This is a genomic window from Arachnia sp., assembly GCF_057238465.1.
This window is the reverse complement of the sequence record NZ_DBHHFZ010000003.1, coordinates 33,258-47,047: the sequence shown is the minus strand read 5'-3', so window position 1 is coordinate 47,047 and position 13,790 is coordinate 33,258. Positions and strand designations below refer to the sequence as shown.

General features: G+C 67.4%; 9 protein-coding genes. 2 read left to right on the top strand and 7 right to left on the bottom strand.

Annotation, left to right across the window (positions count from 1 at the left end; translation table 11 throughout):
* Window positions 1-80: 80 nt before the first annotated feature.
* Complete coding sequence (locus tag ACO6D6_RS04120; RefSeq protein ID WP_484783481.1) at window positions 81-740, bottom strand: response regulator; 660 nt, start codon at window positions 738-740, stop codon at window positions 81-83.
* Window positions 737-2,878 carry a sensor histidine kinase gene (locus ACO6D6_RS04115; RefSeq protein WP_484783480.1) on the bottom strand — a complete coding sequence of 714 codons (2,142 nt, stop codon included), beginning with the start codon at window positions 2,876-2,878 and terminating at the stop codon, window positions 737-739. Before ACO6D6_RS04115 ends, ACO6D6_RS04120 begins: the two co-directional genes overlap by 4 nt.
* Before the next feature lie 109 nt (window positions 2,879-2,987).
* Between ACO6D6_RS04115 and ACO6D6_RS04110 the strand changes: the two genes are divergently transcribed.
* Window positions 2,988-3,980: a Gfo/Idh/MocA family protein gene (locus ACO6D6_RS04110; protein WP_484783479.1), complete on the top strand. Its 993-nt coding sequence runs from the start codon at window positions 2,988-2,990 to the stop codon at window positions 3,978-3,980.
* A gap of 278 nt (window positions 3,981-4,258) precedes the next feature.
* On the opposite strand, the gene ACO6D6_RS04105 is transcribed toward ACO6D6_RS04110, so the two are convergent.
* The gene (locus ACO6D6_RS04105; RefSeq protein WP_484783478.1) at window positions 4,259-5,191 is read right to left on the bottom strand and encodes a hypothetical protein; all 933 of its coding nucleotides are present in this window, start codon (window positions 5,189-5,191) and stop codon (window positions 4,259-4,261) included.
* Window positions 5,192-5,510: 319 nt separating this feature from the next.
* Window positions 5,511-6,626 (bottom strand): MalY/PatB family protein, encoded by a 1,116-nt coding sequence (locus ACO6D6_RS04100; protein ID WP_484783476.1) that lies wholly within the window; start codon window positions 6,624-6,626, stop codon window positions 5,511-5,513.
* Between the two features lie 583 nt (window positions 6,627-7,209).
* Between ACO6D6_RS04100 and ileS the strand changes: the two genes are divergently transcribed.
* On the top strand, window positions 7,210-10,335 hold the full coding sequence (ileS, locus tag ACO6D6_RS04095) for an isoleucine--tRNA ligase (protein WP_484783474.1): 3,126 nt from the start codon (window positions 7,210-7,212) through the stop codon (window positions 10,333-10,335).
* A 62-nt stretch (window positions 10,336-10,397) separates the two neighbouring features.
* Here ileS and ACO6D6_RS04090 read toward each other — a convergent pair whose 3' ends face one another.
* From ACO6D6_RS04090 to ACO6D6_RS04080, 3 genes are read right to left on the bottom strand one after another with little or no spacing between them, the layout of a single operon-like run.
* Window positions 10,398-12,104 carry an FAD-binding oxidoreductase gene (locus tag ACO6D6_RS04090; protein ID WP_484783473.1) on the bottom strand — a complete coding sequence of 569 codons (1,707 nt, stop codon included), beginning with the start codon at window positions 12,102-12,104 and terminating at the stop codon, window positions 10,398-10,400.
* The gene (locus ACO6D6_RS04085; RefSeq protein ID WP_484783471.1) at window positions 12,101-12,919 is read right to left on the bottom strand and encodes a lysophospholipid acyltransferase family protein; all 819 of its coding nucleotides are present in this window, start codon (window positions 12,917-12,919) and stop codon (window positions 12,101-12,103) included. The genes ACO6D6_RS04090 and ACO6D6_RS04085 overlap by 4 nt, the downstream gene beginning before the upstream one ends.
* A 3-nt stretch (window positions 12,920-12,922) precedes the next feature.
* The gene (locus ACO6D6_RS04080; RefSeq protein ID WP_484783469.1) at window positions 12,923-13,699 is read right to left on the bottom strand and encodes an SDR family NAD(P)-dependent oxidoreductase; all 777 of its coding nucleotides are present in this window, start codon (window positions 13,697-13,699) and stop codon (window positions 12,923-12,925) included.
* Between the last annotated feature and the right edge of the window lie 91 nt (window positions 13,700-13,790).

Genomic DNA, 13,790 nt, shown 5'->3' with positions numbered 1-13,790 from the left:
GGAGGCAGGCGGCAGCCGGTACGGGACGGTGAGCCTTCGATGAAGCGAGCGGCGCGGGGTCAGACCCCGGGGCCGGTCCCTCAGCCGGGTTCCACCGTCCCGTCGAGGTCGAACCAGCCGTCCTCCCAGGTCTGGGTGGCCGCCGCGGTCGTGTTGCCGACCGGCCTGCCGACGGCCGCGTACTTCTCGTAGGCCCGCGCCAGGTAGGTCTTGACGGTGGACAGCGAGATCACCGGGTTGAACTGGCGGCCGATGGCCTTGATGGGAACTCCCTCCGAGGCGAGCCGCAGACAACGAAGCTCATGGGCCGACAACGCGGGCAGTTCCGCCGCGTCCTCGATGAGCGCAGCCGCCATCGCCGACGACGGCGACCATCCCGTCTCGTGGATCTCCCGCAGCGTCTCGAAGTGCTTGTCCGGCGACTCGTCCTTCAGAGCGAGCCCCCGGGCGCCGGCCCTCATGGCCATGCTGATCGGGACGCGACGATGGTCCGCGGTGAAGGCCAGGCACGAAATACCGGCCTGGCTCAGCACTCGAATGGTCTCGTGCCCGGCCAACTGGCCGTGCAACATCAAATCCACCATGGCCACGTCGGGATGGTTCTCGAGGCACCACGCCTGGAACTCCTCGGGGCAGGTGCTGGTGTACACCACCGCCAGCTCCGGGTAGTCGCGACCGAGCGCCGAAATGGCGCGGCAGATGAATTCGTGGTCATCGAGGACTGCCACCTTTATGCTCACGGCTGGTCCTCCTCACAACTGAACTGGGTGAAATCCGGATCGGTAATCAAGATTCTGGCACCTGCGAGGCCCGCCTGTCGCATCTCCGTTAAACCCGGTTCTGCAACTGTTGCCACGAGGGTGCCCTGACGACGGGTGATGGTGAGGTGCTGACCCGGGACTGCGGGGTCCAACTGGTTCAGCAGGGAGGCGAATCTCGTCGCCTCGAACGCCTCCACCTGCTCCACGTCGAGCAGGCAGCCCCAGCCCGTGCGCCGCAGCCGGTCGAGGGCCGTTGCCAGGTGGATGCCCTCCGGCCACAGCCGCAGGGCGTCGCGCAGCCGCGACTCCACGTGCCTGGCCTCGACGCGCACCGCAGGGTCGGCGGGGTCCACGGCCCCGGTGTAGAGGCCCGTGAACAGGGGCCCGCAGATTCGGTCCAGCGCCGCGATCCACGCCTCCTGCTCCGCCACCCGCTCCCTCCTGAGCTGCTCGGCGAGCTGTTCCTCGGTGTGCTCCTCCTGCACCCGGTGGGCGTGTTTCCCGATGTTCGAGGCGCCGATGGCGAGCACCAGCGTCACCACACCCGTGATGATGATGGCGCCGGAGGAACCGATGTCGGTGTCGGCCGGCACCGGTCCGAACAACCCCAGCGCCCCCGCGACACTGACGGCGACGTTGGCCAGCACCAACCCGGTGGCCTCCTTCCACCGCCGTCCCGGGATGGTCAGCATCATCATGGCGTTGGTCAATCCGATGGCCCACAGGTCGTAGCGGCTGTTCTCGGAGGCCAGCGACAGCCAGGCATAGTTCGCTATGAGCAACCCGATGCCCCAGGCGTTGGCCAGGATCGCCTCGTGGATGTGCAGGCCGCGTCTGCGCAGCACGCGGCTGGTCAGCACCACCACGACCGCCGTCGCCGCGAAGAGCGCCCAGGCCAGCAAAGGATTCGGGCCGACGTCCTTCAACGCCAGCAGCAGCCCCGTCCCGAGCAGGCTCGGCAGCGCGATCAGCGACAGCCAACGCCTACCCGACGGGCCGATGCGGGCCGCGTGCGGGATCGGGTTCCAGGTGAGGGTGACGGCGGTGCCACCGACGATGTCGGAATGGATGGTGGCGTGCCCACCGACCTCCGCCATGCGCCCGTGGATGCCTTCCTTGATTCCCATGCGGCTGCGCGGCACCTCGCTGGGGTCGAAACCGGGACCCCAGTCGCTGATGACGACGGTGCAGCCGCTTTCGGAGGTGCGGGCCGTCACCTGGGCGGTGCCGCCGGGAACGTGTTTGGCGACGTTGCGCACCGCCTCCCGGGTGGCCTCGGCGATGTTGCGGGTCACCTTGGAGGGCAGACTGGCCTCGTCCTCGACGCGCAAAGCGACGGGGCAGCCGATGTCGGTGACGGCCTGCTCCAGGGCGGTCAGCAGGGGAGAGGCCTCCAGGTCCAGGTCGGAGGTGCCCAGCCCCGCCCGCGACTCCTCGCCCAGCCGCAGCACCTCCTCACGGGTGATCTCCCCGCGACCGCTCGCGACCTGCTGGAACAGGTGCAGGAGGGTGTCGTGGACGCGGCGGATGTTTTCCCTGCGGGTGCTCTCCAACAGCCGGGCGCGATGCTCCACGCTCCGGCGGCGGGCGTCGTCGGCGACGCTGTCCTCCAGGTCCTGCAGCTGTGCCTTCATGGTGCTGTAGGCCAGCGTCATGATGCCGATCGCGACGAAGGTGAAACTGATGTCGAGCACCTGCTGTCGCCAGTCGAGGCGTGGCAGCAGCATGATCATCGGTATGAAACCGCCGACGACCATGAGGATCCAGGGGCCGTTGCCGTCGCGTCTTCGAAGCAGCAGGTAGATCAGGATCGTCCAGACCCACAGGTTGGAGTGCCACATCACCGGGTCCCCACTGGACCACATCCCGGCGCCGGTCAGCCAGAATCCGATGGTGTTGACCAGGGCGACGGGCCAGGCCAGTGGCAGGTCCAGGAATGCGCCGATCGCGGCGAGCAGATGGGCCAGGGTTATCAGGGCCAGCCCGAACACGGCCGGGCCGGGCAGGCCCGGGGCGAAAAGGTCCTCGAGGGGGGTGAGGCCTTGCAGGATCGCGGCCAGACCCACGCCGAGGCCCATCAGGCGGCGCATTCTTCTGGCTGGTTCTTGGAACTGCATCGTCGGCATCTTCCCACGGGAACACCGGGTGGGTGGAACCCGAAGGTATCTCCAACTCCTCGTCTCGAAGTTATGGTCAGCCCCCGATGCTCCAGAGTAGCCTTGTGTCATGGAGAGCATTCGATGGGGAATCATCGGGGCCGGAAGCATCGCCGACACCGTCGCGGGAGATTTCGCTTTCGTGCCTCAGGCGGAGCTGGTTGCGGTGGCCTCGCGCGACCCGGAGCGGTCGCGGAAGTTGGCGCGCAAACACGGGATTCCCGTGATCCACCGGGACTACCGGGCGTTGATCGAGAGCGATGGCGTCGACGTCGTCTACATCGCGACCACCCATCCCCATCATCGCGACATCGCCCTGGCGGTGATATCCGCGGGCAAGGCGGTGCTGGTGGAGAAGGCCTTCACCGCCACTCTCGCCGGAGCAGAGGAGGTGGTCGCGGCCGCCACCGAGGCCGGGGTGTTCGCCATGGAGGCCATGTGGACCCGGTTCCTGCCCGCGATGGCCGCGGCCCGGGAGGTCGTGGCCTGGGGGAGGATCGGGCAGGTGCTCGGTGTGCAGGGGGATCTGTGCGCGTTCCGTCCCTACGACCCGAACAACCGGTTGTGGAATCCCGCCACGGGCGGCGGTGCCGTGCTGGATCTCGGTGTCTACGTCGTCTCCATGGCGCAGGGGCTCCTGGGGGCGGCCCGGGACGTGCACTGCGTCGGGCGGTACGCGCCGAACGGGGTGGAGTCGGCGGCGACGATGAGTCTCTCCTACATCGGCGGCGGCACGGCGGCGCTCACCTGCGGGTTCGACGTCCACGGGCCGGGTCGGATGACGATCTTCGGGACGAAGGGATGGGTGGAGATCCAGCCCAGGTTCCACCACCCGACCACCATCTCCGTGCACCGCTCGGGGGTGCTGCCGCGGATCATCGAGGCCAAGCAGATCGGCAGGGGGTACGCCCACGAACTGATGGAGGTCAGCGATTGCCTGCTCGCAGGCCGGACCCAGTCGGCGACGATGTCGCTGTCCGACACCGTCGAGGTGATGCGGGTGTTGGAGAGCTGCCTGAAGCAGCTGGGCCGTCATCAGGAGGAGGCGAGGGTCGAGATCTGAGGGGTGTCGCCCCACCATCTGACCGGCTGGTTCCTCGGGCAGGACGCGTCGGTCCTGCCCGCCCGCCCGTCTGCCCGCCCCTGCCGGTTCGCTGGCCTTAACCCCGGTTTGCTGGCCTTGGCAATGGTTTGCTGGCCTTACCCCTGGTTTGCTGGCCTTGGCAATGGTTTGCTGGCCTTGTTCACGTTTGCCTGCGCTGTGAGGCCAGCGAACACGAACAAGCCCAGCAAAACCGGAATAGGGCCAGCAAACCGGGGTTAAGGCCAGCAAATCAGCTGTCAGGTGCTGCGACGGGCGGGCCAGGTAGGGCTGGCGCTCGCGAAACCGGCGTTCAGCAGAGCCGCGAGCGAGGCCCGGTCGTTGGCCTCCCGCCAACCCCACCGGACGATCCAGTACCCGCACGCACGGATTCGTTGTTCACGACGCTTCTCCGCCATCACGACATCCGCCGCGGACTGGCCGGGGCCGAGCAGCTCCCGGTACTTGATGCGCCCGTCGACCTCCCCGACGAGACCGTGTTCAGGCCAGCCGAAATCGGCACGGGCGACGAACTCACCGTTCGCGTCGAAGATCTCGAACTGCAGCTCCGGGGCCGGGATGCCCGCCCGCATCATGTGGAACCTGCTCAGCGACTCGGCCGGGGATTCCACCCGTCCGTCGCCGAGCGCCAGCACCCGTCTGGCCTGTTTCACCCCGTGGAGCCGGGGATGCCGGTGCAGCTCGTCCTGGAGGAAGTCGCGTTTGAGACCGCGACCCAGGGCGGCGTCCACCGCCGCGAGACCCCACTCGAAGGGTGACGTGCGGGCCAGGTCGGTAACCGTGCGCGACAAGGTGGTCACCGGTAACCCGGTGATGCGCGTGATCTCGTCGTCGTGGATGGCGGTGCGACGGACGCGGAGGAGGTCGCTGTGATCGCCGTGCCCGGGGGTGCGGCGGGTCATGGTCACTTCTCGCAGCGACTCGATGGGCACCGGGAGGCCGTGCAGCACCGCGGCCGAGGTGTGACTGAAGACGCTCGAGTCGTGAACGTCGATGGCGGCGGCCTGGATTCGTCGGCGGTGCTCCTCGAACACGTCCGCCTGCTGCGTCGGGGCGTAAACACCGCGCCTGAGGCGCACCATTGTGCCGTCGCGGAGGTGCTGTTTGAGCTGGGCGTCGGTTACTCCCAGGGTCGTGAGATGCCCGTGGGTCCAAAGGGTTGTGCGTGTCATGCAACCATTGGACGACACGTCGACTCTGCGCTGTCAAGGGCCAGTTTTCAGCCTGTGGAAAACTCTCCCTCGGGGCTGTTCCCCGGTGCGTCGGTTTGCTGGCCTTGAGGTCGGTTTGCTGGGCTTGTTCACGTTTGCCTGCGCTGTGAGGCCAGCGAACTCGAACAAGCCCAGCAAACCCGGATTAAGGCCAGCAAACCGGGCTAAGGCCAGCGAACTGGGTTAGGGCCAGCAAACCGGGCTAAGGCCAGCGAACTGGGTTAGGGCCAGCGAACCGACGGTGGGGCCGGGTGGTGGTGGGGTCGGGTGGTGGGTGGGGTTACAGCGACGCGGCCATTCGGTGTACCGCCTCGGAGATGATCTCCTTCGACGTCGCCAGGTTGATGCGCACGAACTGGGTGGCCGACGGCGCGTAGTCGGTGCCCTGGCCGAAACGGACCTTCGCCTTCTCGAAGAAATGGAGACCCGCGTGTTCGAGGCCCAGCGGGGAGCAGTCCAGCCACGCCAGATAGGTGCCCCGCGACGGCGTGTAGGTCAGCTCCGGGATGGCGCGGTGGAGTTCGTCGGCGAAGTACTGCTTGTTCTCGTGGATCTCCGCGGAGGCCTCCTTCAGCCAGTCGCGACCCTCGGCCAGTGCCGTCGCGTGAGCCACCACCCCGAGGTAGCTGGCCGACTCCGGCACGTAACCGCTGAGACCCTTGACCACGTCGACGACCTCCGCGCCCGGGATGATCAACCCGGCCTTCAGTCCGGCCAGGTTCCACGACTTCGACGAAGACGTCACGACGAAGGCCCGCTCACCGCCCGGCACCTGGTGGAGGGGGGTGTGTTCCGTGCCCGCGAGGGGGGCGTGGATCTCGTCGCAGATCACGACGACGTCATGGGTGCCTGCCAGTTCCATCACCTTGGTGAGTTCCTCGGCGGTGTGCACCACCCCCGACGGGTTGTGCGGGGAACACAGCAGGTAGGCGGCGGGGCGTTCCTTCTCGAACGCGACCTCCAGGGCGTCGAGGTCCAGGCGCCCCGCCTCGGTGGTGGGGACCTCGACGATGCGGCGTCCCGTCTCATTGCAGACCGCCCGGAACGGCGGGTAGATCGGCGGGTTGATGACGACGGCGTCGCCGGGTTTCGTGGTCGCCAAGGTCATTTCCCGCATGCCCGTCATGACGTCGCAGGCCAGCGACATCGTGGCCGGGTCGATGTTCCAGCCCCACACGTCGGAGGCGAAGGACGCGAAGGCCTCCTGGTAGTCGGGCAGCTCCGGGTAGCCGGTGTCACCCTCGGCGACCATCCGGGAGAGGACATCCACCACCGCAGGCACCGGCCGGGCGTCCATCTCCGCGACGAACATCGGCAGCACGTCGGGCGCGAACCGGGCCCATTTGATGCTGCGGCGCCTGCGGAGGGTCTCAAGGGGGATGTCGAAGATGGCCATGGGCCGATCCTAGAGGCTCCCCGGGCGGGGCTCCCCCGAGGTGGTTGTCCCATCCGAAATTGGCTGAGCCGATCCTCACGAGCGGCAGCGAGTGGGTCGTGTCGAAACCATGGTGGGGGTGTTCGGGGTCTTGTGGTTGGGACTGGTTTTTGGCTGCCGGGGGTTTCGACTCGGGTCGCTCGTTCCTCGCGCCTCGGCTCAACCGGCTTTGGATGGGTGCTCGCGCCCCGGCTCAACCGGCTTTGGAAAGGTGTTCACGCCCCGGCTCAACCGGCTTCAGAGGGGGAGGGTGTTCGCGACCCGGTTCAACCGGCTTTGGAAAGGTGTTCGCGCCCCGGTTCAACCGGCTTTGGGAAAAAGGCGGCCCCTCGAATTGCCCGATTCGGATGTCTCACGCATACTTGATGCCGCATCGCAAGGCATTGATGGGGCCATCACCCCGGAGTTGCCGGAAGAACGGCGCAAGCTCACTAGACCCGGCCGCGATCAACAATCGAGTGGGACGCCCAGCGCGTCCAAGGAGGGTGGTACCGCGGGTTCCGGCTCGTCCCTCCGGTTCGTCCAGCCACCAACCGAGGTACCGATGAGTTCCTACAACGCAGTTCCCGCGACTGTTGATTTTCCTGCCCTGGAGCGCGAGATCATCGCCCTGTGGGCTGAACGCGACACCTTCGCGAAGTCCCTTGAGAGCACCCGAGACGGCAAACCGTGGACCTTCTACGAGGGCCCGCCGACCGCCAACGGCATGCCCGGGACGCACCACATCGAGGCCCGCGTCTTCAAGGACCTGTTCCCGCGTTTCAAGACGATGCAGGGTTACCGCGTCGACCGCAAGGCCGGCTGGGACTGCCACGGCCTGCCCGTCGAACTCGCCGTCGAGAAGGAACTCGGTTTCTCCGGCAAACCCGACATCGAGGCCTACGGGGTGGAGCCGTTCAACGCGAAGTGCCGCGAATCGGTGCTGCGGCACGTCGACGCCTTCGCCGAACTGACCCGCCGCATGGGTTACTGGGTGAACCTCGACGAGGCCTACGTCACCATGACCCCCGAGTACGTGCAGTCGTGCTGGTGGGCGCTCAAACAGATCTTCGACAAGGGCCTCCTGCAGGAGGACTACCGGGTTGCCCCGTACTGCCCGCGCTGCGGCACCACCCTGTCCGATCACGAACTCGCGCAGGGCTACGAGGACGTCACCGACCCGTCGGTCTACGTGCGTTTCCCCGTCACATCCGGCCCGCTCGCCGGCCAGACCGACCTGCTGGTGTGGACCACCACCCCCTGGACGCTGGTCTCCAACACGGCGGTCGCGGTGCATCCCGACGTCGACTACGTCGTCGGCACGCATCCCGAACAGGGCAGCCTCGTGGTCGCGGAACCGCTGTTCGACGCGGTGCTGGGCGAGGAATGGACGCGCGGCCGCTCGTTCAGGGGCTCCGAGATGGAACGCTGGGACTACCAGCGCCCCTTCGAACTGGTCGAGTTCCCCGCCCCCGCCAACTACATCGTGCTGGCCGACTACGTCACCACCTCCGACGGCACCGGCCTGGTGCACCAGGCGCCCGCCTTCGGTGAGGACGACATGCTCGTCTGCCGCGCCTACGGCCTGCCGTTCGTCAACCCGATCCGCGCCAACGGAGCCTTCGACGACACCGTGAAACTGGTTGGCGGTGTCTTCTTCAAGGAAGCCGACGCGCTCCTCGTCGACGACCTCGCCCAGCGTGGCCTGCTGTTCCGCAGGCTCGACTACCTCCACTCCTACCCGCACTGCTGGCGCTGCCACACCGCGCTGCTGTACTACGCGCAGCCGTCGTGGTACATCCGCACCACCCGCATCAAGGACCAGCTGCTGGCGCAGAACGAGGCCACCACCTGGTATCCCGAGTCGATCAAACACGGCCGCTACGGCGACTGGCTCAACAACAACATCGACTGGGCGCTGTCGCGCAGCCGCTACTGGGGCACGCCGCTGCCGATCTGGCGCAACGTCGACGACCCCACCGACCTGATCTGCGTCGGTTCCCTCGCCGAGCTCGGCGAACTGGCCGGCCGCGACCTTTCCGACCTCGACCCGCACCGCCCCTTCATCGACGACGTCGAGATTGTCCGTGACGGCGCCACCTACCGGCGCGTGCCCGAGGTGATCGACGCCTGGTTCGACTCCGGGTCGATGCCGTTCGCGCAGTGGGGATACCCGCACGTCCCCGGCTCCGCGGAGAAACTGGAGGCCAACTACCCGGCCGACTTCATCTGCGAGGCCATCGACCAGACCCGCGGCTGGTTCTACTCGCTGATGGCGGTCGGCACCCTCGTCTTCGACGAGTCCAGCTACCGCAACGTCGTGTGCCTCGGCCACATCCTCGCCGAGGACGGCCGGAAGATGAGCAAACACTTCGGAAACATCCTGGAACCCATCCCGCTGATGGAGGCCCACGGCGCCGACGCGGTGCGCTGGTTCATGGCCTGCTCCGGGTCGCCGTGGATGGCCAGGCGCGTCGGTGACGCCACCATCGCCGAGACGGTTCGCAAGGTGCTGCTGACCTACTGGAACACCGTCGCCTTCCAGTCGCTGTACGCGCGCGCCTCCGGGTGGGAGCCGGGCGCCGCGGTGCCCGCCGTCGCCGACCGGCACGTCCTCGACCGCTGGCTGGTCTCGGCCACCAACGAACTGATCCGCGACGTCACCGCCGCCCTCGACGACTTCGACACCCAGAAGGCCGGTGCGCTGCTGGCCGGTTTCGTCGACGACCTGTCGAACTGGTACGTGCGCCGCTCGCGGCGGCGTTTCTGGGCGGGCGAGGCCGGCGCGCTGGCCACCCTCCACGAAACCCTCGATGTCGTCACCCGGCTGATGGCCCCGATCATGCCGTTCGTCACGGAACGGGTGTGGCAGGACCTGTTCGCCGCCACCGACGCAGACGGGCCCGAGTCGGTGCACCTGACCAGCTGGCCCGTCGCCGACGAGTCGCTGATCGATGCCGGTCTCATGGGTGCGATGGCCACCGCCCGGCGGATCGTGGAACTGGGTCGCGCGGCCCGCGCCGAGTCGCGCATGAAGGTGCGGCAGGTGCTCAAACGGATGCTCGTGCCGACGGCGGCCCTCGAAGAGCTGAACGCGGAGCTCGTCGCCGAGGTGCGTTCCGAGCTGAACGTCCAGGACATCGCGTCGTTCACCTCCGCCGGTGATCTCGTCGATCACACGGCCAAGGGCAACTTCCGGGTCCTGGGCAAACGGTTCGGGAAACTCACCCCGAAGGTCGCGGCCGCGATCGCCGCCGCCGATGCTTCCCGGCTCGTCCGGGAACTGCGGGAACACGGCAGGTCGCTGATCAACCTCGACGGCGAGTCGCTGGAGGTGTCCGCCGACGAGGTGCTGCTCACCGAACGTCCCCGCGACGGCTGGAGCGTGGTCAACGAGCAGGGCGAGACCGTCGCCCTCGATCTGGAACTCACCCCCGAGCTGGTGCGCGCAGGCCGGGCCCGTGAGGTGATCCGGGTGATCCAGGAGGCCCGCAAGTCGTCGGGGCTCGACGTCTCCGACCGGATCCTCCTGCGCCTCGCCGCCGGGGCTGAACTGCTGGAGGCGATCCGCGAACACGCCGACCTGATCGCCGACGAGGTCCTGGCCGTCGACCTGCAACAGGGCGACGTCGAGGACCCGACCGCGGAGGAACCGGAACTCGGCCTCAAGGTGAGGATCACCAAGGCCTGAAAACCGCCGGCCCGGCTCAACCAGCTTGATCCTTGTGGAAGTTGGTTGAGCCGGCTGCGACCTCAGGCGTCGCGGGAGTTCGACGAGATGCCCGGCCTGCCCTCGTGGACGATCTTGCCGGGGTTCAGGTTGCGACCCGGGTCCACGCCCTCGAACAGCGTCCGCTGGATGAACACGCCCGCCGGGGAGATGTCCTGATCCATCCAGGGGGAGTGCTCCTCACCGACCCCGTGGTGGTGCGAGACCGTGCCGTGGCAGTCCATGAACGACTGCTGGATGGCCCGTTTGACGGCGTCGTAGGTTTCCATGGCGTTGTCGGAGTCGTCGGCGATGGCGAAGGTGAAGTACTGGCAGGCACCCGAGTGGTAGGAGTGCGACAGGTGACAGAACACCGTTCCCCTGACCCCCCGTGCCTCGATGGCCTTCAAGGCGGCGGCGACGGTTTTGGTGTGGATCTCGGCGGCGTAACGCCACGGCGTGGAGGTCTCGGAGACGTCGCAGATCATGCCGTGGTCCAGCATGAAGTCGCGGATGTAGGGGGTGTCGTACTTCTTCTGGTCGTAGAGGGTGCCCGGTCCCTTGCCGACCCCCAGCCCGCCGTTGGCGCGCACGATCTTGCCGACGAGTCCCTTCTCGTAGGTGACGTGGTTCGCGGACCCCTCGAAACCGACGAAGGCCATGGCGATCTGCTCCAGGTTCCAGCCCTTGGCCAGCATGATCTTCTCGATGCTCTTGCTGAGCAGCGACGACAACTTCGAGGAGCGTTTCCCATTGGCCATGATGTACTGCGTCTCAATGGCGTCCGAGACGCGGGCCATCATCACGGAGGCGTCGGAGGAGACGATCTGCTCGCAAGCCTTCAACCCGTCCTCGTAGGTGGGGAAGAAGTAGGCCTGGATCTCCCGCACCTCGGGGATGCGGTGCACGTTCACCCACGCGGATGTGATGATCCCCAGGCGTCCCTCCGAACCCAGCACCATCTCGCGCACGCTCGGGCCGGAGGACGTCGACGGCAGCGGCCGCAGCGACAGGACCTGGCCGGGCATCACCATTCGCAGGCCGCGGCAGATGTCGGCTATGTCGCCGTACTTGTCGGACTGCATGCCGGAGCTGCGGGTGGCGATCCAGCCGCCCAGCGTCGACCACACGAACGAGTCGGGATGGTGTCCCATGGTCCAGCCGCGGGCCTGGAGCTGTTCCTCCATGTCGGGGCCGAACACGCCCGCCTGGATGTGCGCCAGCCCGGACTGTTCGTCGATCGCGAGAACCTGGTTCATCCGTCCCAGGTTCACCGAGACCACCTGCCGCTGCTCGCCGGGTTCGGCCTCCAGGGAGGCGACGATGTTGGAGCCGCCACCGAACGGGATCACGACCGCGTCGGCCTCCACCACCGCGTCGACGATCCGCGCGACCTCACCCTCGTTGGCGGGGTAGACCACCACGTCGGGCAGCCGGCCGAACTCACCGGCGCGCACCCGCATCAGGTCGCGCACCCCCTTCCCGAAGCCGTGGACGACTCGGGTCTCGTCATCGGACTGCACGTACTTGGCGCCGGAGATCCCGACCAGCGAGTCGCGCAGCCCCGGTTCCAGCCGCGACGGCGGGACGTCCAGGTCCGAGAGCTTCGGAAGCGGGGCGACGGGGGCGTTGATGTCGACGCCGACCAGTTTCTTCACGAAGGGAGCGAACTTCGGTTTGTCGTCGTGGTGGTACGAGCGGCCCTCCTCGCCCCAACCCCACCATTTGTGCTGCTTGACGCCGTCAATCATTGGTCCTCCTGGTGATCCTGCTGGTCGGCACGGGCCCGGGCATCCTCCGCCAGGGCGGTGATCTCGGTTTTCGCCGCCTTCTCAAGAGCGGCGGTGCGGGCGTACTCGTCGAGGGTCTTGGCGCCGTAGGCGCGGGCTGTGGTGTCGTGGAGTTCGAGCACCTGGCGGCGCATCCGCTCGTTGAACTCGTGGGCGATCTCGCCGGGCAGCGGCGTCAGCGGCCGTCCGATGACGACGTGCACCACGGGACGTCCCTTGGGGAGGTGTTTCTGGCTGCTCGGCCAGGCGGCGTGCGCGCCGATCAGGGCGACCGGGACGGCGGGGATCTGCCGGGAGATGCACAGCGCCGCCACGCCCGGTTTGAACGGGCCCATCGCGCCCGTGCGGGAACGCGACCCCTCCGGGTAGATCAGCAGCGGCACCCCGGCGTCGAGAAGCGCCGCCGACATGCCCCTGACGTTGCGTTTCTTCGATTCCTTGTCCTTGCCCCGGTCGATGGGGTAGCCGTTGAAGAACAGCGACATCGGCCCGGCCTTCCACCACTTGTCGTAGAAGTAGTCGCGTGCGGCACCCGCCGCCAGGTACTTCGAGATCCGGTTCGGCAACGCCCCGTAGATCAGGGGGGTGTCCAGGTGGGAGGAATGGTTGGCGAACACCACACAGGGCGCATCCAGGCCGTCGAGGTTCGCCTTGCCGTGGACGTGGACGCGCAACAGTCGCCACATCGTCGGTTTCAGCAGCAGCATCTGCGCGGCCTGGCGGGTGGATGCATTCAGTTTGGAGGCGTGCTTGCCCGGTTTCGGGACCTTCGCCATGTCTCAGCGTTTCCTTCTGCTAGCGGACAGCTTGCGGGAGAACCAACGGGTGAACTTCCGGGGTCCATGATCCGCGATGAACAACGACACCTTCCAGCGTTTCGTCGGGACCGATTCGATACGCCCCTTCTCGACGTCCCGCAGGCACTGCCTGACCAGGTTGCCGGCGTCGATCCACACGAACGAAGGCAGGTTCTTGGAACTGATCCCAGCGCGCTGGTGGAACTCGGTGCGCACCCAGCCGGGCATCAACGTCGTCACGGTGACCCCGGTGCCGCTGAGTTCCAGCGCCAGGCCCGTCGACCAGGTGCGCGCCCAGGCCTTGATGGCGGAGTAGTTGCCGGTGAAGATTGAGCCCGAGGTGGAGGCGACGTTGATGATCCGGCCCCGGCCCCGCGCCTTCATGGCCCGGCCCGCGGCGCCGCCGAGGATCAGCATCGCCAGGCACATCACGTCCATGGCGCGTTCGTGGAGTTCGACCTGGGATGCGTCGAGCAGCGAGGCGTGCAACCCGAACCCGGCGTTGTTGACGAGCATGTCGACGGGCTCGGTCTCGGATTCGAGTCGTTGCGCAACCTTCATCACATCGTCGCGGACGGACAGGTCGGCGGGCAGCAACTCCACCTCGATGCCGTGCACCTCCGACAACTCCGCGGCGGTGGCCTCCAAACGCTCGCGATCCCGGGCGACGAGCACCAGGTCGGTTCCTCGGGCGGCCAGTTCCTTGGCGAAGGCGTTGCCTATGCCGGCGGTCGCGCCCGTGATCAGTGCTCGTGCCATGGGGCAACGCTATCCCGCCCGGGCAAGCGGTGGAAAGTGCGCCACGGGGACGATGAACACTGCGCCACCGGCCTAGTCGGGTTCCCACAAC